Annotated in this window: 22 protein-coding genes; 4 read left to right on the plus strand and 18 right to left on the minus strand. The window is 63.5% G+C overall.

Annotation, left to right across the window (positions count from 1 at the left end):
* Positions 1-323 precede the first annotated feature (323 nt).
* The 12 genes from ftsA to BM151_RS07940 form a co-directional block, all read right to left on the minus strand.
* The gene (gene ftsA / locus BM151_RS07885) at positions 324-1,655 is read right to left on the minus strand and encodes a cell division protein FtsA (protein ID WP_090059770.1); all 1,332 of its coding nucleotides are present in this window, start codon (positions 1,653-1,655) and stop codon (positions 324-326) included.
* On the minus strand, positions 1,655-2,626 hold the full coding sequence (locus tag BM151_RS07890; RefSeq protein ID WP_090059771.1) for a cell division protein FtsQ/DivIB: 972 nt from the start codon (positions 2,624-2,626) through the stop codon (positions 1,655-1,657). The genes ftsA and BM151_RS07890 overlap by 1 nt, the downstream gene beginning before the upstream one ends.
* Positions 2,614-3,525, minus strand: coding sequence for a D-alanine--D-alanine ligase (locus tag BM151_RS07895; RefSeq protein WP_177213064.1), 912 nt, complete (start codon positions 3,523-3,525; stop codon positions 2,614-2,616). The genes BM151_RS07890 and BM151_RS07895 overlap by 13 nt, the downstream gene beginning before the upstream one ends.
* 132 nt (positions 3,526-3,657) lie before the next feature.
* Positions 3,658-4,641 (minus strand): UDP-N-acetylmuramate dehydrogenase, encoded by a 984-nt coding sequence (murB, locus tag BM151_RS07900; protein ID WP_090060122.1) that lies wholly within the window; start codon positions 4,639-4,641, stop codon positions 3,658-3,660.
* Complete coding sequence (locus BM151_RS07905) at positions 4,641-4,901, minus strand: DUF2484 family protein (protein ID WP_090059774.1); 261 nt, start codon at positions 4,899-4,901, stop codon at positions 4,641-4,643. Before BM151_RS07905 ends, murB begins: the two co-directional genes overlap by 1 nt.
* A 12-nt stretch (positions 4,902-4,913) precedes the next feature.
* Entirely contained in the window at positions 4,914-5,171 is a 258-nt protein-coding gene (locus tag BM151_RS07910; protein ID WP_090059776.1) for a DUF2484 family protein, read from the minus strand.
* A complete protein-coding gene (locus BM151_RS07915; protein WP_090059778.1) occupies positions 5,168-6,355 on the minus strand; it encodes an APC family permease in 1,188 nt (395 codons plus the stop codon). The genes BM151_RS07910 and BM151_RS07915 overlap by 4 nt, the downstream gene beginning before the upstream one ends.
* The gene (locus BM151_RS07920) at positions 6,348-6,653 is read right to left on the minus strand and encodes a hypothetical protein (RefSeq protein WP_143093071.1); all 306 of its coding nucleotides are present in this window, start codon (positions 6,651-6,653) and stop codon (positions 6,348-6,350) included. Before BM151_RS07920 ends, BM151_RS07915 begins: the two co-directional genes overlap by 8 nt.
* Before the next feature lie 12 nt (positions 6,654-6,665).
* On the minus strand, positions 6,666-8,069 hold the full coding sequence (murC, locus tag BM151_RS07925) for a UDP-N-acetylmuramate--L-alanine ligase (RefSeq protein ID WP_090059783.1): 1,404 nt from the start codon (positions 8,067-8,069) through the stop codon (positions 6,666-6,668).
* Between the two features lie 45 nt (positions 8,070-8,114).
* On the minus strand, positions 8,115-9,212 hold the full coding sequence (murG, locus tag BM151_RS07930; RefSeq protein WP_090059785.1) for an undecaprenyldiphospho-muramoylpentapeptide beta-N-acetylglucosaminyltransferase: 1,098 nt from the start codon (positions 9,210-9,212) through the stop codon (positions 8,115-8,117).
* Between the two features lie 42 nt (positions 9,213-9,254).
* Positions 9,255-10,424: an FtsW/RodA/SpoVE family cell cycle protein gene (locus tag BM151_RS07935; protein WP_090059788.1), complete on the minus strand. Its 1,170-nt coding sequence runs from the start codon at positions 10,422-10,424 to the stop codon at positions 9,255-9,257.
* Positions 10,425-10,607: 183 nt separating this feature from the next.
* Positions 10,608-11,531 carry a PLP-dependent cysteine synthase family protein gene (locus BM151_RS07940; RefSeq protein ID WP_090059789.1) on the minus strand — a complete coding sequence of 308 codons (924 nt, stop codon included), beginning with the start codon at positions 11,529-11,531 and terminating at the stop codon, positions 10,608-10,610.
* 141 nt (positions 11,532-11,672) lie between these two features.
* Between BM151_RS07940 and BM151_RS07945 the strand changes: the two genes are divergently transcribed.
* The gene (locus BM151_RS07945; RefSeq protein WP_090059791.1) at positions 11,673-12,056 is read left to right on the plus strand and encodes a winged helix-turn-helix transcriptional regulator; all 384 of its coding nucleotides are present in this window, start codon (positions 11,673-11,675) and stop codon (positions 12,054-12,056) included.
* Positions 12,057-12,145: 89 nt separating this feature from the next.
* A complete protein-coding gene (locus BM151_RS07950; protein WP_090059794.1) occupies positions 12,146-13,078 on the plus strand; it encodes an L-lactate dehydrogenase in 933 nt (310 codons plus the stop codon).
* Positions 13,079-13,159: 81 nt separating this feature from the next.
* Here BM151_RS07950 and BM151_RS07955 read toward each other — a convergent pair whose 3' ends face one another.
* Positions 13,160-13,663 carry a hypothetical protein gene (locus tag BM151_RS07955; RefSeq protein WP_143093072.1) on the minus strand — a complete coding sequence of 168 codons (504 nt, stop codon included), beginning with the start codon at positions 13,661-13,663 and terminating at the stop codon, positions 13,160-13,162.
* Between the two features lie 384 nt (positions 13,664-14,047).
* Between BM151_RS07955 and BM151_RS07960 the strand changes: the two genes are divergently transcribed.
* Positions 14,048-15,247, plus strand: coding sequence for an aminopeptidase P family protein (locus BM151_RS07960; RefSeq protein ID WP_090059797.1), 1,200 nt, complete (start codon positions 14,048-14,050; stop codon positions 15,245-15,247).
* A gap of 203 nt (positions 15,248-15,450) precedes the next feature.
* Here the strand turns inward: BM151_RS07960 and BM151_RS21950 are convergent, their stop codons facing one another.
* Together BM151_RS21950 and BM151_RS07965 are read right to left on the minus strand one after the other, a co-directional pair.
* Positions 15,451-15,585, minus strand: coding sequence for a hypothetical protein (locus BM151_RS21950; protein WP_281245292.1), 135 nt, complete (start codon positions 15,583-15,585; stop codon positions 15,451-15,453).
* Between the two features lie 103 nt (positions 15,586-15,688).
* A complete protein-coding gene (locus BM151_RS07965) occupies positions 15,689-16,486 on the minus strand; it encodes an AraC family transcriptional regulator (RefSeq protein ID WP_090059799.1) in 798 nt (265 codons plus the stop codon).
* Positions 16,487-16,606: 120 nt separating this feature from the next.
* Here BM151_RS07965 and BM151_RS07970 point away from each other — a divergent pair, with 120 nt between their 5' ends.
* Positions 16,607-17,983, plus strand: coding sequence for an SLC13 family permease (locus tag BM151_RS07970; RefSeq protein WP_090059801.1), 1,377 nt, complete (start codon positions 16,607-16,609; stop codon positions 17,981-17,983).
* Between the two features lie 251 nt (positions 17,984-18,234).
* Here BM151_RS07970 and murD read toward each other — a convergent pair whose 3' ends face one another.
* The 3 genes from murD to BM151_RS07985 form a co-directional block, all read right to left on the minus strand.
* Positions 18,235-19,632: a UDP-N-acetylmuramoyl-L-alanine--D-glutamate ligase gene (murD, locus tag BM151_RS07975; protein ID WP_090059803.1), complete on the minus strand. Its 1,398-nt coding sequence runs from the start codon at positions 19,630-19,632 to the stop codon at positions 18,235-18,237.
* Between the two features lie 79 nt (positions 19,633-19,711).
* Positions 19,712-20,230: a hypothetical protein gene (locus BM151_RS07980; RefSeq protein ID WP_090059805.1), complete on the minus strand. Its 519-nt coding sequence runs from the start codon at positions 20,228-20,230 to the stop codon at positions 19,712-19,714.
* On the minus strand, positions 20,227-20,955 hold the full coding sequence (locus tag BM151_RS07985) for a VPLPA-CTERM sorting domain-containing protein (protein WP_143093073.1): 729 nt from the start codon (positions 20,953-20,955) through the stop codon (positions 20,227-20,229). The genes BM151_RS07980 and BM151_RS07985 overlap by 4 nt, the downstream gene beginning before the upstream one ends.
* Positions 20,956-21,133 lie beyond the last annotated feature (178 nt).

The following is a 21,133-nucleotide window of genomic DNA, read 5'->3' on the forward strand; positions in this document are numbered from 1 at the left end:
CGTCACCCCGAAAACACGGCTCAGCCACAAAATATGGGTTAATACGCCTGTCATTTCGGCGGGATCTTGCGCAAAGCGCCAGATTTAGCGGGTAGGACTGCGGGTACGACTATAGAGGCGGCTTACCAGCCACTCACATCCGGGGAATCGGATGTTTCGACCCGCGCATATGCGCATTTCCTCATTCTGTTCGGGCACTGCTCGGTGCCGGTCGGGCGGCGATTCTTCTCGCCTGCCCTGTTTCAAACCCGTTGCTCGGGTATTCTGCCTTGCCGCATTCTACCACAGAGGCGAAGCCGCGCGCAATCGCTTCTCGCCCGCTGTCACCAATTGTCCTTGAACCAGCGCACCGCGCGTTTGAGCGAGCGGGCCGGGTAGCTTTCCATCGGGATCTCGAAATCCCACCATTCGTCCTGCGGGTTGGCGGCAAAGAGGCACAGACCGACGGCCGCGGCAAAAGCGGCACCGGTGGCGGCCTGCGGCAAGCCCTGAACCCGGAGCGGTCGGCCGATGCGGACATTCTGGCCGAGGATTTTCGGCGCGAGCGTGTCGAGCCCGGGGATTTGCGAAGCACCGCCGGTCAAAACGATCTGCTGACTCGGCATATGTTCAAAGCCTGCGGCATCGAGACATTCGCGCACGCCTTCGAGGATCTCCTCGACCCGCGGCCGGATGATGCCGATCAACTCGGCCCGCGACACGGTGCGCCGGTCGCGCTCCCAGTCGCCACTGTTGCCGCCCACCTCGATCATTTCGCGATCATCCATGCCGGTGGCATGGATACCACCGTAAAAGGTCTTGATCCGCTCGGCGGTGGCGGCGGGCACTTGCAAGCCCATGGCGATGTCCGAGGTGACGTGATCGCCGCCCATGCGGACGCTATCGGCGTAGATCATGTGTTTCTTCATGAAGATCGAGACATCGGTCGCCCCGCCCCCCATGTCGACACAGGCCGCACCGAGCTCCTGCTCATCCTCGACGAGGGCCGAGATGCCAGCGACATAGGCGCCCGAGGCGAGCCCCGCCACTTCGAGATCGCAACGTTTGATGCAATAGAGCAGGTTCTGGATCGCGGCGCTGTCCACCGTCAGCATATGCATATCGGCAGCGAGGCTGCGGCCGATCTGACCGCGCGGGTCCTTGAGACCCGAACGGTGGTCGAGCTGGAAATTCACCGGCTGGGCGTGCAGCACCTCACGATGCTGACCGTAATCCGGCACTTCGGAAGCGGCCAGAACGCGCGCGACATCCTGTTCGGAAACCGTATCGGCCTCGACCTCGACCTGCCCCGCCAACCCGTAGGAGCGCGGCGTGCCGCCGGAGAAACAGGCGATGACGTGATCGACCCGGGTCTGGGCCATTTTCTGGGCCGCCTGCACGGCGGTGCGAATGGCGCGTTCGGTCTCGGCCATGGCGTCGATCTCGCCGAAGCGCACCCCGCGAGACCGCGTGGTCGCCGCCCCGATCACCCGGAAGGACGATTGCCCGGCCAGCGCGCCGACACCATCGCCGCCCATGAAGCCCTCGCCATCGAAGCGCAGCACCAGACAGGCGATCTTGGAGGAGCCGACATCGAGAATGGCCACCACGCCGCGTTGCAGGGCGGCGTTGCGCATGTTCCGCATCGCCCGCTGGGCTTCGTAGAGATCGGTCATCAGTTGGTCACTCCAAGTTTCACGCTCCGCAAACGGCGCATTTCTTCGCGGGCCGCATCGGTCAGTTGCAAGGTCGGCCGGTTGGGCCGGCGCATATCCACGGTGATCACATCCCGGTTCAACAGGTCGCGGGACTGATCGAGCGCCACCACCTGGGCCAGCGCGCCGAGCGGGTCGGTCTCGGGCAGGAGCACCTGTTGATCGCGGTCGAGAACAAGGTTCCAGCGCCGTTCCCCGACCCGCACCAATCCGCGCAGACGCGGCAGCAGCGGTCCGGAGGCGCGCAAAATGGCCAGGGCCTCGGCAACATCGCGCTCCGCCCCCACCCCGGCGATCAGCGGCAGATCCGGCCGGTCGAGACGGCTTTCGAGCGCGCTGACACGGCGACCTTCGGCATCGAGCATTTCGAGCCCCTGCGCAGAGCGCCAGATCACCGCCGGGCTACGTTCGGTGACATCGACCTGCAGAATGCCGCCGGCCCGGATGTGCAGGCGTGCGGATTGCACCGCATCGAGGCTTTCGATCTCGGCGAGTTTCTCCGGCAGATCGAGCTCAAAGGAGGAAACCGGAAAATCCTGCGCCACGATGGTGCGGATTTCCTCGGCCAGCGGACCGGTGGCGCCATCGATCGCCATCAGTTTCACCATGAACTCGGGACGGTTCTGGATCTCGCTCTTGATCGTGGCAACACGTTCCATGAAACCGGTGCGATTGGCCTCGGAGGCAAACCAGAGCCCGACACAGGCCGTCACGGCCAGAACCGGCGCGATACGACGCAGGAAGAACCGGAAAGACGGGGTCAGCCAGAGCCGGTTCATCCGGTAGGCCGTGCGCGAGGGCGCCGGATCATGCGGGCGCGCAGCGCCATGGTTGCGGCGCGCACGAAGGGCGCGGGCCACGGCCTCGGACACGCGGGCGGAACCGCCCACGGTGGGGCCTTTGGCAAATTCGATCGGGTCTATCGGTCGCATGAGGCGTCCTCCACCATCCATTTGCAGAAGGCGCCAAAGGAGAGCCCGCTTTTCTGTGCCTGCTCGGGCGAGAGCGAGGTCGGCGTCATCCCCGGCTGGGTGTTGGTCTCCAGAAGAATGAGCCCGTCGCGCCCCCGCGCCTCGTCCCAGCGAAAATCCGTCCGGGAGATGCCACGACAGCCCAGTGCCCGATGGGCGCGCAGCGCATAGTCCTGACAGGCTTCGGTGATCTCATCGGGGAGCTCCGCCGGGCAGACATGGCGCGACCCGCCGGTCGCATATTTCGCCTCGTAATCGTACCAGCCATCGGTGAGGATATCGGTGACGCAAAGCGGCGTGTCGCCCATCACCGTACAGGTCAGCTCGCGGCCCGGGACGAATTTCTCGACCATCACGACGGGCGGCATTTCCTGGGCCAGACGCGGCGCGTTGGCGCCCTCATGCACGAGATAGACGCCCACCGACGAGCCTTCGTTATAGGGCTTCACCACATAGGGCGGCTCCATCACATGACCGGCTTCGACCTCGAGACGCGACGCCAGCCGCGACGGCGCGATGGGAAGCCCGGCGTTGCGATAGACTTCCTTGGTCTTTTCCTTGTCCATCGCCAGAGCCGAGGACAGGACACCAGAGTGGGTATAAGGGAGGCGCAGCCATTCGAGAATGCCCTGAACACAGCCGTCTTCGCCGAAACGACCGTGCAGCGCGTTGAACACGACATCGGGGTCACAAGCCGCCAGCTGCGCGCACAGGTCTTCGCCCGCGTCGATCTCAACAACTTCGAATCCTTCACCCCGAAGCGCCGCAGCGCATTCACGACCTGAAACCAAAGACACCTCGCGCTCTGCCGAGGGACCGCCTTTGAGGACCGCAACTTTCGGGGACTGCCTGCTCGACATGTCCACTCGCCTCAATATGATCGGAACCGTCTTTTTGCGGCCCCTTTAAAATCGCCCCGTTTCGGGGTCTGTTTTCACGCCCTGCTCGGGGCGCTGTCGTCTGATCCGGTCTGTTATGCCGGGATTGGCTGCTTATGCACCCGTTTTTTGCACATCGGTTGATTTCAGATCGGCGAGCCCATCCGGGATCGGATCGCCTTCGAATTCACCAACGCGTTTGATTTCCCATTGTAACGCGATGCCCGCGTTTTGGAATACCCTTTTTCGCACCGATTCGCCCAAGCTCTCGAGATCGTGCGCCGTGGCCACACCCGTGTTGATCATGAAGTTGGAATGCATCTCGCTCATCTGCGCCCCCCCGATGGAATAGCCCCTGAGCCCGGCATCATCGATCACCTTCCAGGCCTTGAGATCATGGGTATCGTCGGCCTTGCCGGTGGAGCTGAACCCGGCCGGATTGCGGAAGGTCGACCCGGCCGAGCGTTCCTTGGTCGGCTGGCTGGCGTCGCGCTTGGCAAGCTGATCGGTCATGCGCGCCTCGAGCGCCTCGGGATCGGCTTTTTCCGCTTTGAGCGTGGCCTCGGTGATCACCCAGCCCTCGGGCAGATCGCTCTGGCGATATTGAAACTTCAGATCGTCGGCGGTGAGCGTGACCAGCGCGCCGGCCCGCGTCACCGCCTTGGCCGAAACGAAATGATCGGCCACGTAAGAGCCGTAACAACCGGCGTTCATCCGCACCGCGCCGCCGATAGCACCGGGAATGGTGCGCAGGAAGGTCAGATCGAGCCCCTGTGCGGCGGCCTTGCGCGCGACATGGGCGTCAAGCGCCGCGACACCGGCAGTCACGCGACCGGCCTCGGCGTCGATCCCGATCTGGTTGAAGCCCCGCCCCATGCGGATCACCACGGCCCGGATACCGCCATCCCTGACAATGAGGTTGGAACCGACGCCCATCGGAAACACAGCGACAGCGGGATCGAGCGCCGCGAGAAACCCCTGCAGATCTTCGAGATCGGCGGGTTGAAACAACGCATCCGCAGGCCCGCCCACGCGCAGCCAGGTGAGATCCGACAACATGCGGCTCTCGGTCAGCTTGCCACGCACCTCTGGGTAGATCATTCCGCCGAACCCTTTGTCACCACGCGTTTCGCCCACCGGCCGAGATACACCACCGGCCAGCGCAGGATCGACACGCCCGCCGCAAAGACGACAAGCCCGACCCATGGGCCGTTCTCATAGGTGACATAGCCCAAAAGGGGAACCCCCAGCGCGATCAGCGCATAGGCAGCAGGCCAGTGGTTGCTCTTCGACGGGAACATGGCGATTACATTCGCCAGCACCGCCCAGCAACAGGCCAGTGCAAGTGAGATAGTCATGTGGCTCTCCTGTCAGCCTTTTCTGATCCCCCGCGTGAGACGACGCCAAAGCGCACCCAGCGGTTTGCGAAACAAAGACACAGCAGCGACACAACCAACCAATACCGGCCAGGGCCCATAGCTCCGACCGACCCAGATCAGGATCACGGGCAGCGCAAGCAGAAGCGCCAGCCCGGGAAGAATCTGGTACCTTATAGGTAACGGCGCAAGCGCCATGGTGGCAAGGGCCCAGATCGCCAAAGCCACGAGAGGAGAGAGAAGCGCGCTCATGACGCCCCTCCGAGCGCGAAGGCCACAAGCGCCAGGAGCGCAAAGATCAACCCGACCACCGGCACCCAGGCCGCGACGCGGAACGGCGCCTCCGGCTGGCGGCGTTTCAGGAAGATCAGGCTGGCATTCACCAGGGTGAACACCACCAGAAGAATGGTCGAGGTGACGCCAGCCAGATCCGCCACCGGCAGCATGAGCGCCGCAGCAATCACCAGCGCGCCGATCAGCACCGTGGCCAGAACCGGCGTGCCGAACCGTGCATGGGCATGGTGAAACAGGCCAAGCGTCCGGTTGCGCTTGCCCAGACCGAACAGCACGCGCGCCGCCATGACGACCTGCGCCAGAACGCCATTGAGCGCCGCGACCACGGCAATTGCAGAGAGCACCGCGACATGCCCGCCGCCCGCCTCATAGACCAGCGCCAGCGGGCGTTCGGACCCACCCAGCTCTTCGAGCGAGACCACGCGCACGGCGGTGAGCGTGACCACGACATAGAGCAAGGTGGTGATCCCGAGCGAGGCAATGATGGCAATCGGCAGGGTCCGTTCCGGGCGCTTCACCTCTTCGGCCATGTTGACGATATCCTCGAACCCGATGAAGGCGAAGAAGGCCAGCGTCGCCGCCACGCCGATCCCCGGCAGGTAAGGCTCTGCCGCAAGGTTCCAATCCGGGGAGGCAGGCCCCTGCCAGCCCGCCCAGATGACGAGCACCAGACCGGCCACTTCGATCACCGTGAAGAGCGCCGCCATGGCGAGGCTCTCCAACACGCCGATGATGGCGACGAGCACGAGGATCAGGCCAAGAGAGATCACCGCAAGGCTGAACGGAATATCAAGAAAGCCGATGAGATAGCCGGCCCCGCCTCGCAAAACGGCGGCCGCCGATACCGTGCCGCCCGCAACGATCGCGAGCCCGACGATCACCCCCAGAAGCTTCGAGCCCAAGCCCGCCTCGACATAGGCGGCCTCGCCGGCGGCCTCCGGGATGCGGGTCGACAGTTCGGCATAGGACAGCGCCGAGGGGGCGGCGATCAGACCGGCGAGCAAGAAGGCCAGAGGCGCGTAGAGCCCAGCCTCGGCTGCGACCGCACCGACCAGCACATAGATGCCGGCCCCGACCATGACGCCCACGCCGTAAGCCGTGAGCAATCCCGGTCCGATACGTCGTTTGAGCCCGTCAGACATCGCCCCGCCTCCGCCGCCAGAGAAGCGTGGCGCCCGTCACGGCGAGCGACAAGGCAAAGGCGGTCAGCGCGCCTGTCAGGGCGGATGCGATGGCGGCGGACGGGCCGCCCGTGAGCTTGCCATGCGCGGCGAGGAATTCAGTACCGTAGAACAGCACCCAGGCCCCAAGGCAAAGGTGCAGGGCCAGAATGACGGCGAAGGACCACCGGTCCTTGAGAGCGAACCAACCGCAGAGCGGCACCGCGGCCCATGGCAGCACGAGAAGAGCAAAGCTCAGTGCTTTCAACACCATAGACACAGTTTCTCTCCCTTACCCTTTCGCCAGACGTTCCGGCAGCCCATGCGCCCAGGTCGAGATCGTCCCGGCGCCGAGACAGACCACCATGTCGCCCTCGCGCGCCTGTTCGCGCACCAGACGTTCGAGATCCTCCTCGGAGGTCACGGCGCGGGCATGGCGATGGCCATGACGAATGAGCCCGGCCACGAGATCGTCGCGCGAGGCGCCGGGGATCGGCTCTTCGCCGGCGGCATAGACCTCGGCGATGCCCACCACATCGGCCTCGTTGAAACAGGTGCAGAAATCGTCGAACAGGTCATGCAGCCGCGAGTAACGATGCGGCTGGTGCACGGCGATCACCCGGCCTTCACAGGCCTGACGCGCGGCTTTCAGCACGGCGGCGATCTCCACCGGGTGGTGACCGTAATCGTCGATGATAGTGACGCCATTCACCTCGCCGACGCGGGTGAAGCGACGGTTCACACCACCGAAAGCGGCCAGCGCCTGTTTGATCTCTTCGGCCTTCATGCCCAGATGGCGCGACACCGCAACAGCGGCCAGCGCGTTGGAGACATTGTGATCGCCCGGCATCGGCAGGGTGCAGCCCTCGATCACCATATCCTCCGAGGCCAGCACGATATCGAAATGCGCCACGCCTTTCTTGTAGGTCAGGTTGACCGCCCGGACATCGGCCTGGGCGTTGAACCCATAGGTGACGATGCGGCGATCGGTGACCTTGCCGACAAGGCTTTGCACCTCCGGATGATCGGTGCAGCAAATCGCCAGCCCGTAGAAAGGAATGTTCGAAACGAAATCGTAAAAGCCTTTGCGAAGGTTCTCGATCGTGCCCCAATGTTCCATATGTTCAGGATCGATATTGGTGACAATGGCGATGGTGGCGGGTAGACGGTTGAAAGTCCCGTCGCTTTCATCGGCCTCGACCACCATCCAGTCGCCCTGCCCCATGCGCGCATTCGAGCCATAGGCATGGATGATACCGCCATTGATCACGGTCGGATCGATACCGCCCGAGACCAGCAATTCCGCCACCAGCGTGGTGGTGGTGGTCTTGCCATGGGTGCCGGCGACGGCGACATTGGATTTGAGCCGCATCAGCTCCGCGAGCATCTCGGCCCGGCGCACCACCGGCAGGCCCGCGGCGCGCGCCGCATCCAATTCCGGATTGCCCGGTTTGATCGCACTTGAGATCACCACCACCTCGGCATTGTCGAGATTTTCGGCCCGCTGGCCCTCGTAAATCACCGCACCGAGCTCTTTCAGCCGGTCGGTGATTTTCGACGCCTTGAGATCGGAGCCCTGTACCTTGTAGCCGTGATTGAGCAGCACCTCGGCAATGCCGGACATGCCGATGCCGCCAATGCCGACAAAATGGATGGCGCCCATTTCGGTGGGCAATTTGGTGACTGAAGCATTCATCTCTCGGGTCTCACTCGTCTCATGCCACCTTCAGGCGGTCGGATTTTAATTTGCGAAGGCCAGGTCTTCGACCAGCGCCGCCAGTTCCTCGGCCGCCCCGGGTTTCGAAACCGACAATGCGGCATGCGCCATCATCGTGGCCCCCTGGGGATGGGACAGCACGTTTTCGATCTGCTCGGCCAGGCTTTCTTGCGTGAGCTGGCTCTCCGGGATCATGATCGCCGCATCGGCTTCGACAAGGCCGCGGGCATTGGCGGTCTGGTGATCCGCCGTCGCCGCCGCGAAGGGAATGAAGATCGCCGGCCGCCCGATCACCGAGACATCGGCCACGGTCGAGGCGCCGGAGCGCGCAATCACCAGCTGGCTCTCGCTCATCCGTTTCGGCACATCGTGGAAGAACGTCTGCACATCGGCCTGAATGCCCCGGGACTGGTAGAAATCCACCACCCGGTCGAGATCCTCGGCCCGGGCCTGTTGGCTGATCCGGAGATTGGCGAGCATCGGCGCCGGCAGGGCGGCGATCGCCGCAGGCACAACGTCGGAAAGAATGCGCGCACCTTGAGAGCCGCCCATGATCAGAAGCTCCATCGGATAATCGCCCGGCGGAATATAGGGCGCGCCCTGTTTGTCCAGGACGGCGGCACGCACCGGATTGCCGGTATAGATACCCTCGACGCCCTCGGGCAGCGCGGTCGGCCAGGTGCCGCAGGCGACTTTGTCGACACGTTTGGCGAAGACCTGGTTGACCCGGCCCAGGACGCCGTTTTGTTCGTGGATCATCCGCGGCAGTTTCAACAGCGTCGCCGCCGCCACCGCCGGGATCGCCGGGTAGCCGCCGAAGCCCACCACAACGGCGGGCTTGTCGCGCAGGAACCGGCTCATCGCCTTCACGACTCCGCCGACGATCCGTGGCAGCACCAGCGCCTTGGCGGCAACGCCGCCGCGGGCAAAGGTGGCCGAGGGCATGACCTCGATTTCCACCGCCTCTGGGAAGGCCCCGGTGTAGCGGGCGCCCCGGGCATCGGTCGAGAGCTTGACCCGCCAGCCGCGCGCGAGCATCGCCTCGGCCAGCGACTGGGCCGGGAACATATGCCCGCCGGTGCCGCCGGCGGCGATGACGAGGAGGGGGGCGTGTTGGGTCATGTCGATCTCTTCCTGCTCAGCGCCACATGGTCACCGGCCACTTCACCGCCCACGACGGATCAGGATATCACCGATCTCGCCCTGCGGGCGGGTGCGGGTAAAGGCCAAAAGCGCGCCGAGCGCAATCCCCGATGCGATCACCGAGGAGCCGCCGTAGGACACGAACGGCAGGGTCATGCCCTTGGCCGGCAAAAGCCGCACCGCGACGCCCATGTTGATAAAGGCCTGAATGCCGAAGGCACAGGCCAGCCCGGTGCCGGCCAGACGGATGAACGGGTCGCGTTCCTTCAACAGCCGCCAGAGCGAGCGCACCGTAATAGTGGCGTAAAGCGCGATGATCACCATCACCAGCACGAGCCCGTATTCCTCGGCCGCAACCGCGATGATAAAATCGGTATGGGCATCGGGCAGCGACCATTTCACCGTGCCCTCGCCGACGCCAACCCCGAAGAACCCGCCTTCGCGAATGGCATTGGTGGCATAGCCGATCTGGGTGGTGGGATCGATCGCCGGGTTCAGGAATCCGTCGATGCGGCGGGCGAAATGTTCGGAATTGTGATAGGCGAATGTGCCCCCTGCAACGACCAGTCCGGCAATGCCCAGGAGCAGGGTCAACGGCGCGCCGGAGACGAAATACATCACGCCCCAGGCGAAAAGAATGAGCGAGGCCTGACCGAAATCCGGTTGCAACGCCAGCAGGATCACCACGAGAGACGCCATGAGGAAGGAATAGAGCCGCCCCGGGGGGCCGCCGATTTCAAGCCCCGCGGCCATCAGCCAGGCCGAGGTGACGACAAAGGCCGGTTTCAGGAACTCGGAGGGCTGAACAGAGGCGAAGCCCAGCGAGAACCAGCGCGTCGCGCCCTTGCCGAAATCGGTGCCGAAAAACGGCAGCAGCATCAGTGCAAGCAGCGCCCCCGCGAACCCGATCACCGCCATACGGCGCACCCGGGCCGGGTCCATCATGGTGATCGCGATCATCACCACCAGACCGACAGCGCCAAAGGCCGCCTGACGTTTGACATAGTGGAACAGATCGGCAAAGCCGTTTTTCTCGGCCAGCGGCGGCGAGGCCGCGAGCCCGAGCAACAGCCCGACACCGAAAAGGATGAAGACACAGGACAGGGTCCATTTGTCGATTGTCCGCCACCAACGGGGAAGCACCGGCTCGCCCACGCGGACGGGTGCCGTGCCGAAAACCATCTCTGTCATGATACCGCCTACTGCCTCGTTATCATTTTCGTGCCAGCGCCCCGGGGACGTCGATGCACATGCCTGTTCCGCCCGGTTGTCCGGATCTGATACCTCAGAGTAGCGGCTTTTTCGGGCGCACGCCACTATAGATTGTGGCACGCACGGGGAGATTGCGGGCAAGAGCGGGGATTTGCCGAAAGCTCAGCGATAGAGATCGCCATTCAGATAGCGCAGACCACTGTCGATGGCGATGGTGACTACGCTCTTCCCAGGACCGAGCACCCGCGCCCGCTCCAACGCCACATGCAGATTGGCGCCGGAGGTGATGCCCGCGAGGATACCCTCGCGCCGGGCCAGAAGATGCGCGCCTGCGTAAGCCTCTTCGTCGTGCACCGGCACCACATCGTCGATCAGATCGCGGCGCAGGATCGCGGGCAGAAACGACAGCCCGATGCCTTCCAGCTTATGCGTCCCTGTGGTATCTCCGCCCGACAGGTTGCGCACCTGATAGGGTTCGATGCCGATCACCCGGGTGTCCGGATTGGCCTGTTTCAGCACCTCCGCCGTGCCGGAGACGCAACCACCGCCGCCCACGGCGGTGACGAACTCATCCACCTGCCCCGCTCCGAATTCTTCGATTTGTGCAAGTATTTCACGCGCCATCGCGTGATAGCCGCACGGATTGTCGGGATTGTTCACCTGATCCGGCCAGAACGTCCCCGGCTCCTGCGCCAGAACCCGCGCCCGCGCGATCATCCGGTCGATGACATCGGCGGTGAGCACACCGTCCTTCGCCTCGATGATTTCCACCGTCGCACCAAAGGCCCGCATCGTCTGCAGCTTCTCTTCCGAGAAACCGTTGGAGGAGACGAAATGCGCCTGATAGCCCTTGGTGGCACAGACCATGGCCAGCGCGCTGCCGGTGGACCCGCCGGTATATTCGACCACCCGCCCGCCGGGTTTCAGCTCACCACGCGCCTCGGCGCCTTCGATCATCGACAGCGCCATGCGGTCCTTCATGCTGCCGGTCGGATTGGCGCCCTCCCATTTGACATAGACATCAGCCATCTCCGGGTCGGTCAGATGGGCGAGCTTGATCAGCGGCGTATTTCCAATGGCTTGCATGGCGGTTTTCTCCTGATTTCGCGACTCACTTTCATTTTGAAAGTTACTTAAATCCTCCCACCCGATACAAGATTTCATTTTGAAAGTGACTGGCGTAGATTTTGACGTAAATGTAGTGCACATTGCTCAGGAAACCCCGCCATGCGCCCCGACACCCATACCTTCCGTTCCCGCTGCTCGATCGCCCGCACGCTCGAGATCCTCGGCGACAAATGGACTCTTCTGGTGCTGCGCGACCTGATGTGGCACGGCAAGGACCGGTTCAAGGCGTTGCAGGAGAGCGAGGAACATATCCCCGCCAATCTCCTCTCCGAGAGATTGAAACGCCTGCAGGACTGGGGATTGATCGAGAAAGAGGCCTATCAGGAACGCCCCACCCGCTATCGCTACCGGTTGACCGAAGAGGGCCGCTCGCTCGAACCCGTTCTGTTGCAGATCATGCGCTGGGGGCATGCGCATCTCGGCGGCGGGCTGTTCGATCCGGTGAGCGGCCGCTCGCAACAGGCAACACCTGACAAAGCATGACTTGATCGCGATCATTGATCGGAGGGCGGAATCCCCGCATGGTGGCGCTAACCTTTCGCCCCTCCCTTTCCCAATCATGGAGATCGCAGATGCAAATCGGAATCGTCGGCGCGGGCATGGTCGGCTCCGCCGCAGGCTATGCCATCGCGCTCAAGGGCACCGCCAGCAAGATCACCTTTGTCGATTACAATGCCGATCTGGCCCGCGCCCAGGCCGAAGACATTGCCCATGCCGTGCCCTTTGCCTCTTCCACCGTGGTCACCGCAGGAGATTACAAGGATCTCAAAGGCGCGGGCGTGGTGATCCTCGCCGCTGGCGTCGGCCAGAAACCCGGGGAAAGCCGGCTGGAATTGCTCGCCCGTAACGCAGAAGTGTTTCGCCAGATCATCGACAAGGTGCTCGACGCCGCGCCGGATGCGATCCTGCTGGTCGCCACCAACCCGGTCGACATCATGACCCAGATCGCCACCCGGCTCTCCGGCCTGCCGCCCCAGCGGGTGATCGGCTCCGGCACCATTCTCGACACGGCGCGGTTCCGACATCTCATTGGCGAACATCTGGGCGTCTCGGCGCGTTCGATCCATGCCTATGTGCTGGGCGAACATGGCGACAGCGAAGTCCTGGGCTGGTCTTCCGCCCGCGCCGGCACGCTGTCGATCAAGGAGTTCGGCGCCCAGATGCGGGTGCCGCTCACCGCAGGGGTGAAAGCCCGCATCGACGATGGCGTGCGCAATGCCGCCTATACGATCATCAATGGCAAGGGCGCGACCTGGTACGGCATCGGCGCCGGGCTGGAGCGGTTGTTGCGGGCGATCACCCGCGATGAACAGACCGTGCTCTCGGTCTCCATCGTCACGCCCAAGGTCGAAGGGGTCAACGATGTGGCCCTGTCGATCCCCCGCATCGTCGGTGCGCAGGGCGTGGTCGCGGATCTGTTCCCGGAACTGGACGATGGCGAACACGAGGCGCTTGGCGCCTCGGCGCGGCTGTTGAAACAGACGCTGGATGCGCTGGACTATTGAGAGCGTCGATCGGCTCGGCCCAAAGAGAAACGTCCGGCCAAAGGCCGGACGTCAAAATGAGGTGGAGGCTACAGAGCGCTCTCAGACCGTCTGGCTCAACAGGGTGAGCGCGGTGACGGAACCATCGGCCACGGCCCCTGCGGCACCGGCATAGCCATTCACGGCGGTCACGACGCTCGGATCGCTGGGCGGCGGCGGAGGTGGCGGTGGCGGCGCTTGCTCAAACGAGACCGATTGCTCCGCGGTTTGGGACTGCGAGGCCTGGGTCTGGGTGGTATCATCCGAATCGGGCGCGGTCTCGACCGCCTCCTCGGAGGCGGCGGCCGCATCTGTCTCATTGGCGATGGCCGGTGTCGCAATCGCGGCGAAGACAGAACTTGCCTCGGCCCCGCGCGCGATGGCGGAGGCCACCATCCCCTGGACATTTTTCGGCAGCTCTGCCCCGGAGGCTGTCGCCTCGGTCGCGGCGGAATTCACGGCAGCCTTGGCCTGTTGGCCGACGGCCTCATCCGCGCTTCCGCGCCGCACAGCCGCAACGGCGGTCACCGAGGGAATAGGGCTCGTGGGAGACGAAACAAGGTTCATATGGTTCCCCTTTCACACAATACATTTCTAGAGACGCTAGGGGAACAATCTTGCCAGCCGATAAAGTGGCCGAATTTTTTATGGAAAGTTTACATTAATTGCGGATCTGCGGCTGGGATGCCGAAAATCGGAGCCTCAGAAGCGAAGCAGCGCAGAGCCCGTTGGGGCGGTCCCCTTCTGACACGGAACAAGGCCAAAGACCGCCGCAACAGGCTTGCATCGCTCAGGGAATCCCCTAAAGCTCACCTCACGGACAGGCGATGGCGTCGCCACCGCAGCAGCGGGGTCCGGTTTTGATCTTCCTGAACGCCGGGACTTTTCTTTGCCACTTGCGCGGAGGGAGTCCCTGCCCCGCAAAGTGGCACTTCGACAAGGAGCCACGCGATGGAGCGTCCGGAATTCTACCGTTTTCACCAAGGCGAGCGACAGCTGCCCTTCTCCGATACCGAATATGAGGCCCGTATTGCCAAACTCCGAGCCGAGATGGCCGGTCTCGGCGTTGAGGCGGCAATCCTCACCTCGATGCATGGCATCGCCTACTATAGCGGCTTTCTCTATTGTTCCTTCGGTCGGCCTTACGCGCTTGTCGTGACCGCCTCCGATGTGATCACCTTCAGCGCCGGGATCGACGCGGCGCAGCCCTGGCGCAGAGGCTATGGCGACAATATCACCTATACCGACTGGCAGCGGGATAACTACTGGCGGGCGATCCGTTCCGTCATCGGTACGGGCAAGCGCATCGGCTACGAGGCCGATCACCTGACGCTGGCACAAAAGGCGCTGATGGATACCTTCCTCGCCCCGCGCGAGACCGCCGATATCGCCCCCGCCGCGATGCGCCAACGCATGCACAAGTCCGCCGCCGAGATCGCGCTGATCAAGGCCGGCGCCGCCGTGGCCGACGTCGGAGGCTATGCCATCAAGGAGGCCATTCGCGCCGGTGTGCGCGAGATCGACGTGGCCATGGCCGGGCGCGACGCGATGGAGCTGGAGATTGCCAGGCGTTTCCCGCATGCCGAATATCGCGACACCTGGGTGTGGTTCCAGTCGGGGATCAACACCGATGGCGCGCATAACCCGGTCACGGGCCGCGTCCTGGAGCCGGGCGATATTCTCAGCCTCAATTGCTTCCCGATGATCTCCGGCTATTACACGGCGCTGGAACGCACGATGTTCGTCGAGCATGTCGATGCGGCCTCACGGAAGATCTGGGAGGCCAATGTGGCGGCACATGAATTCGGCATGAGCCTGTTGAAACCCGGCGTCAGCTGTGCCGCGGTAACAGAAGAGATCAACGGCTTCTTTGCCGAGCGCGATCTCTTGCAATACCGCAGCTTTGGATACGGGCATTCTTTCGGTGTGCTGTCGCATTATTACGGGCGCGAAGCCGGGCTCGAGCTGCGCGAGGATATCGACACGGTGCTGGAACCCGGCATGGTGATTTCGATGGAACCGATGCTGACCATCCCCGAGGGCCAGCCCGGCGCCGGCGGCTATCGCGAACACGATATTCTGGTGATCACCGAAGACGGCAGCGAGAATATCACCGGCTACCCCTACGGGCCGGAATTCAACGTGGTGTGACCGCGTCTGTAAAACTTAAACAAACCATGCATAAAGGCGGTCCCATGACCGCCTTTACTGCCTTTTCCATCACTATTCAGCTATTCCGAAGTCGGTCATAGTAAAGTCCGGCATAGCGAATGGGTTGATCTATTTGTCCTCGGCCTCCGCACCGGCGCGTTCGGCCTTGATCTGCGCTGCCGTTTCCCCACCGCCCCGCGTGCTCACGGATCTCGCGGTATTTCCGGCGCCATAGCATCCGCGGCACTGTCCGCCTTTGCATTGGTCTTTACGCTTTCCGCATAAAGCGATGCGGTAAAGCATGCGGCCAGGACCGCAATCACAGCAAAGTTTTTCATGATTTCCTCGTCAGCGCAGAAGCTTCGATCGGAAATATTTGATCAAACAATCAATATGAATGTGACTTTTTTCTGCGATTTCCCCCTTAGCGAAGACCCGTGTTCAGCCACGAAAGGCCGAGGGCGGCGCGCCGAGATCACGTTTGAAGGCGGCGATGAAGGCCGAGGGGCTGGAATAGCCCAGCCGGGCGGCAAGATCGGTGCTGCTTTCGCCCTGCTCGAGCCGCTCCAGCGCGAAAAGAATGCGTCGTCTCGCCCGCCAGTCGCGGAAACTCTTGCCGGTCTCGCTGGTGAACAGACGCGCCAGCGTGCGTTCCGAAGTGCCGACCTGATGCGCGATTTCACCAAGCCCCCGGCGCTCTTCCGGGTGCCGCAGAAAGATCGCCATCGCCGCCACCAGACGCGGATCGCGCCCCCCGGGCAGATGCATCTGCGCCGGTTTCAGCCGACCGATCTCGTCCAGAGCCACCCAGGCCAGTCGCCGCGTCTCGGCACGGGACAAAGCGCCATCGACCATCCGCTCCACCACCCCGCGCAACAAGGGCGTGGTGCGCAGCACGGTCACCGATTGCGGCAGGCCGGCGCGGCGCACATAGGCCGGCGCAACATAGAGATGGTGGGTCAGCACCGGGCCTTGCGTGCTGAGCTGATGCTCCGCGCCCGATGGAATCCAGATCGCGTGTTTGTGCGGGATGATCCAAACGTCTTCGCCCGCCTGCAACCGCATCACCCCGTTGTAGCACATGGCCAGTTGCGCCCGCGGGTGGCTGTGCGGTTCGACCGTGTATCCGCCCCGGAACTCTTCGCGCCGCGCAATCACCGGACGGCCGGGGGTAAGATCGAAACCGATCCCGGTGGGCGGCGCATCGGCGTTTGGCAGGTATTCGACATGCTTTGGCATAATGTCGCTCTACCGCATATGCGGTATTTTTCCTACATGTTTTCTCAGCCAAAGCGCCGCGCCCCATGCCCGACCGGTGCCTCTGCCAGCCCGTGATCTCAAGAGACGTCAGGACAGCACATGACCTATTTCAGAGAGGCCGTCATGGCGGCCATCACCCTGATCGCCGTGGCGATCGCCCTTCTCACCCCCGGCGCGATGTTGGCGCCGCAGGCGCTGACCTTCGGCATCATCCTGATCACGCTCGGCTTCTGGGCCACCGGGCTGGTGCCCGGTTATCTCGCCTCGCTGTTTCTCTTTGCCGGGCTGTTGCTGCCCGGGCTGGCCTCGCCCGATGTGGTGTTCTCCGGCTTCACCTCTTCGGCGATGTGGCTGATCATCGCCGGTTTCGTCATCGGGGCGGCGATCACCAACACCGGCTTGGGCGCCAGGATCGGCGAGGTGGCGCGGCCGCATCTGTCGAAAAGCTACCCGATGCTGATCGGCGGGCTGATGGTGATCGGCATGGTTCTGGGCTTTGTCATGCCCTCCTCTTTGGGTCGTTCCGCCGTTCTGGTGCCCGTGGGCATGGCGCTGGCGGATATGCTGGGGCTCGAGAAAGGCTCCAAGGGGCGTACCGGCGTCGCCGTGGTGATCGCCATCGGCACCAATATGCCGAGCTTTGCCATCCTGCCCTCGAACATCCCCAACATCATCCTCTCGGGTCTGGCGGACAAGGCCTTTGGCGTCGAGTTCTCCTATGCCGATTACCTGCTTCTGCATTACCCGGTGCTGGGTCTGTTGAAATCCGCTTTCATCGTCGGACTGGTGCTCATCTTCTTCCCGGCGCGGGTCGCCCCGACGCCTGCCAAGATCACCGACGACAGCCCGACCTCGTCGCGCAAACAGGGGCTGCTCATGGTGGTTCTGCTGGCCACCATCGGGTTCTGGGCCACCGACCAGCTGCACGGGATCAACGCCGCTTGGATCGGGCTGACCGCCTCGCTGGTGCTGTTGATCCCGCGTCTGGGGCTGGTGCCGCCGCCGGTGTTCAAAGGCGCGGTGGATTTCGGCATGTTGCTGTTCGTCGCCGGTGCCCTGGCGCTCGGCGCGGTGGTCAATGCCTCGGGGCTCGGCACGCTGATCGCCCATCAGGTGATCGCCGTGCTGCCCCTCTCAGACGGCAATGATTTCCTGAATTTCTTTTCGCTCTCCTCGCTCGGCATCGTCACCTCGATCTTCACCACCATGCCCGGCGTGCCCGCGGTTCTGACGCCCCTGGCCGGGGAGTTGTCGCAGGTCACCGGGTTCTCTCTGGAAGCCGTGCTGATGACCCAGGTCCTGGGTTTCTCCACCGTGCTCTTCCCCTATCAGATCGGGCCGCTGATCGTCGCCATGGGGCTCGCCGGTGAAAGCCCGAAACATCTGGTGAAGATGACGCTGGCGATCACCGCGCTGAGCTTCGTGATCTTCATCCCCCTCGACTTCCTGTGGTGGCAGGTGCTGGGCTGGATCTGAAGCGGGGCGAGGGCGTGCGCCGGACCGTGGGCAGGCGCTGCAACTATTGAACGTTGCATTTTATCGCAGCCAAATCCGTAAAAGATCTGGACGTTACGCGCGGGTCCAAATGCGCCTGACCGCCGGGACGGGTCATGCCGGAGGCATGCTTTCAGCATGACCGCACGCCCGGGCAACTCTCGTTGCTGTTCCGGGCGGTCTCGCATCGTTCGAACGTCCCCACCCTCCGCAAATCGGACAGGCCCGTCAAATCACCCGAGCTTTTCGACCTCGGCCGCGAAGGCCTCGCCACGTTTCTCGAAATTCGGGAACTGGTCGAAGGAAGCAGCGGCAGGCGCCAGAAGCACGGTGTCGCCCTCCTCCGCCTCAGCTGCCGCCTTGGCCACGGCAATCTCCATGGTCTCGCAAATCTCATAGGGCGTCTCGCCGATCTGCAGCGCGAAATCGCGGGCCGAGAAGCCGATGAGATAGGCCTTGGCGACCGAGCCGAGATGCGGCACGAGATCGGCAATGCCGCCCTCCTTGCCCAGCCCCCCGGCGATCCAGCGGATGCGCGGGAAGGCCTGTAGCGCCTTGGCGGCGGCATCGACATTGGTGGCCTTGGAGTCGTTGACATAGCGCACACCGTTCAGCTCGCGCACAAGCTGCGAGCGATGCGGCAGACCTTTGAACGAGGCGAGAGCGCTTTCGATCATCCGCGGCGGCAGATTGAGCGCGCGTGCGGCGGCATAGGCGGCACAGGCGTTCTGATGATTGTGCGCCCCGGGCAGGCCCACCATCTCGCGCAGATCGATCGAAGCCACCTGTTTGCCCTTGCGATACTCGGAGAGGAAGCCCTTGCGGGCAAAGACATTCCAGCCCGGACCGGCGAGTTTCTCGCCGGAAGAAATCCGGATCAGACGATTGTCCTCAAACCCTTCGACCAGCTGGTTGGCAAGGTAACGCCCCTCGGGCTCATCGACACCGACGACGGCGCGATCCGGCCCGCCCTCGGCAAACAGGCGCCGTTTGGCGGCGAAATAGCCGCCCATGCCGCCGTGGCGGTCGAGATGGTCGGGCGAGAGATTGGTGAAGACCGCGACATCGGGCGTGAGCGCGCGGGCCAGATCGGTCTGATAGGAGGAGAGCTCCAGAACGATCACCTCGCCATCCATCGGCTCGTCGATGTCCAGGACCCCGCGGCCGATATTGCCGGCAAGCTGACAAGGCGTGCCATTAGCTTCGAAAATGTGATGAATGAGCGCCGAGGTGGTGCTCTTGCCGTTCGAACCGGTCACCGCGATGACCCGCGGCGGCGTGTCATGCATCATCCAGTCGCCCTGCCCCAGTGAGCGGAAGAACAGACCGATGTCATTGTCCACCGGCACGCCCGCCTCCCAGGCCCGGGCGATCACCTTGTTCGGCTCCGGGTAGAGATGCGGAATGCCGGGCGAAACGACGAGACAAGAGATGCCGTCGAACGCATTGCCCCTGGTGAGATCGTGGATGGTAAAGCCCTCGGCTTCGGCCTTGTCGCGCGCCTCGACCGAGTCGTCCCAGCACAGTGCCTCGGCGCCGCCCGCGACCAGCGCCCTGGCGGTGGCAAGGCCGGAGCGCCCGAGCCCAAGCACGGCGACTTTGCGCCCTTCGTAGCCAAAGACTGGAATCATGGCGGCCCTCTTTTTCCCAAACGGTTTCGCTTGCGACGCACTATGTCCTGCGGCCCGGAGAATGACCAGAGGCCGGATGTCAGCTCCGCAGCGCGTTCATCAGGGCGAGAAGGCGCAGCTCATAGGCGCGCAGGGCCTGCAGCAGCGCGTTGTCCTTGTCCCTGGCCGCGCGGAACGCCAGGCCGGAGACAGAGAGGGACATATCACAGTCAGGAAAGCGCAGGGCCATATGGCTGATCGCGGTATCGGCCACACCGGTGGCGGGCGGCAAAGGCATCTCGGTCAGAGCGCCTGCGAGCACGTCGGCACCCTCGCGCAGGAGGGTTTCCGCCTCTTGCCGCGGGATCTCCGCCTGCTTCAGCACCGGGGTTGCGCTCTGCTCGTCGCCCATGGCGCGATAGATCACCTCCCCGGTGGCCCGGATCTGCATCAGCGGCAACTCGCGCAGCGGCCCGCCGGTGATGTCGTAGAAAAGGACACCACCGTCGCGATACGGACACAGGGCGGGATCGGAGCTTTGAGCCCCTGCGCCCAGAGCCCCCTGAGCGCCAAGCCCGAGCGCCAAGGCCAGCAGCGCGACGCAAGTTTTGCGGATCATGCGGCCGATTTGCGAAGCCCTGCCTGTGCCCGGGTGTTGCGACGACGCAGGATGCCAAGACCAGCGACACCGCCCAACAGCATGGGCAGACCGCCCGGCAGCGGCACGGACGGCAGGTGGTCGGCGACGATATAGCCGAGATCGGCAAAGGAGGCGACCGTGGTATAGGTCACATGGGTCTGATAGCCGAGCCATCCCGTCATCAGCGCGTCAGAGCCACAGGCCCAGCTCTCGGACCAATGCGCATCCGCGGTCCCTGCCCCGCCGTTGAGTTCGACGGGCACGAAAGTGGCGCTGGCATCGCATTCCGACTGATAGGCGGCCAGAGCGCTGGCACCCGTGTACTGGCCGGAGCCATTGACATAATCCCCGGTGAAATTCCAAAGCGTGCCAAACCCCAGCACATGCGCCATTTCATGAACGACCACGTCGAACAGCGTGCCGTTGGCCTCCATGACATCGAGATCATAGGTGTCGAACTGCATGATCCCGGCGGTGGCATAAGCCCAATCCGCGCTGCCGTAGGTGCCACCATACCAGCCGTCGGTCCAGCCCGCCTGGCCCAGGATGCCGCCCGGGTAATCGATCGGGGTGCCACTGGCCTCAATGGTCAGGCCGTCGACATTGGGATTGTCATAGGCATAATCGAGGATCATGCTTTCCCAGAAGCTTTCGGCACCGGAAAACACCGCCTGCTGCGAGGCGCTGAGTCCGCCTGTGAACACGATATCGATACCAAAAGTCGACGCCTAGATTGGCGCGGCGGCCAATCCGAAAATGGTGGCGAGCGCCGTAGCATGCAATTTGAGCGACATAGAAATTCCCCACTGACATATACGAACCGCAGCGCGCCCAGAGGGGACGCGCCGTCAAGTTAACGCAACGTTAACAGATTCGTGAGGA

Source organism: Celeribacter neptunius, from assembly GCF_900113955.1.
Taxonomy (GTDB): Bacteria; Pseudomonadota; Alphaproteobacteria; order Rhodobacterales; family Rhodobacteraceae; genus Celeribacter; species Celeribacter neptunius.

Excerpts from the sequence above, each read along its gene's own strand:
- ftsA (WP_090059770.1), bottom strand. The coding sequence starts at position 1,655 with ATGACCGATCTCTACGAAGCCCAGCGGGCGATGCGGAACATGCGCAAC.
- BM151_RS07890 (WP_090059771.1), bottom strand. The coding sequence starts at position 2,626 with ATGCGACCGATAGACCCGATCGAATTTGCCAAAGGCCCCACCGTGGGC.
- BM151_RS07895 (WP_177213064.1), bottom strand. The coding sequence starts at position 3,525 with ATGTCGAGCAGGCAGTCCCCGAAAGTTGCGGTCCTCAAAGGCGGTCCC.
- BM151_RS07905 (WP_090059774.1), bottom strand. The coding sequence starts at position 4,901 with ATGACTATCTCACTTGCACTGGCCTGTTGCTGGGCGGTGCTGGCGAAT.
- BM151_RS07910 (WP_090059776.1), bottom strand. The coding sequence starts at position 5,171 with ATGAGCGCGCTTCTCTCTCCTCTCGTGGCTTTGGCGATCTGGGCCCTT.
- BM151_RS07915 (WP_090059778.1), bottom strand. The coding sequence starts at position 6,355 with ATGTCTGACGGGCTCAAACGACGTATCGGACCGGGATTGCTCACGGCT.
- murC (WP_090059783.1), bottom strand. The coding sequence starts at position 8,069 with ATGAATGCTTCAGTCACCAAATTGCCCACCGAAATGGGCGCCATCCAT.
- murG (WP_090059785.1), bottom strand. The coding sequence starts at position 9,212 with ATGACCCAACACGCCCCCCTCCTCGTCATCGCCGCCGGCGGCACCGGC.
- BM151_RS07935 (WP_090059788.1), bottom strand. The coding sequence starts at position 10,424 with ATGACAGAGATGGTTTTCGGCACGGCACCCGTCCGCGTGGGCGAGCCG.
- BM151_RS07940 (WP_090059789.1), bottom strand. The coding sequence starts at position 11,531 with ATGCAAGCCATTGGAAATACGCCGCTGATCAAGCTCGCCCATCTGACC.
- BM151_RS07945 (WP_090059791.1), top strand. The coding sequence starts at position 11,673 with ATGCGCCCCGACACCCATACCTTCCGTTCCCGCTGCTCGATCGCCCGC.
- BM151_RS07950 (WP_090059794.1), top strand. The coding sequence starts at position 12,146 with ATGCAAATCGGAATCGTCGGCGCGGGCATGGTCGGCTCCGCCGCAGGC.
- BM151_RS07955 (WP_143093072.1), bottom strand. The coding sequence starts at position 13,663 with ATGAACCTTGTTTCGTCTCCCACGAGCCCTATTCCCTCGGTGACCGCC.
- BM151_RS07960 (WP_090059797.1), top strand. The coding sequence starts at position 14,048 with ATGGAGCGTCCGGAATTCTACCGTTTTCACCAAGGCGAGCGACAGCTG.
- BM151_RS21950 (WP_281245292.1), bottom strand. The coding sequence starts at position 15,585 with ATGAAAAACTTTGCTGTGATTGCGGTCCTGGCCGCATGCTTTACCGCA.
- BM151_RS07965 (WP_090059799.1), bottom strand. The coding sequence starts at position 16,486 with ATGCCAAAGCATGTCGAATACCTGCCAAACGCCGATGCGCCGCCCACC.
- BM151_RS07970 (WP_090059801.1), top strand. The coding sequence starts at position 16,607 with ATGACCTATTTCAGAGAGGCCGTCATGGCGGCCATCACCCTGATCGCC.
- murD (WP_090059803.1), bottom strand. The coding sequence starts at position 19,632 with ATGATTCCAGTCTTTGGCTACGAAGGGCGCAAAGTCGCCGTGCTTGGG.
- BM151_RS07980 (WP_090059805.1), bottom strand. The coding sequence starts at position 20,230 with ATGATCCGCAAAACTTGCGTCGCGCTGCTGGCCTTGGCGCTCGGGCTT.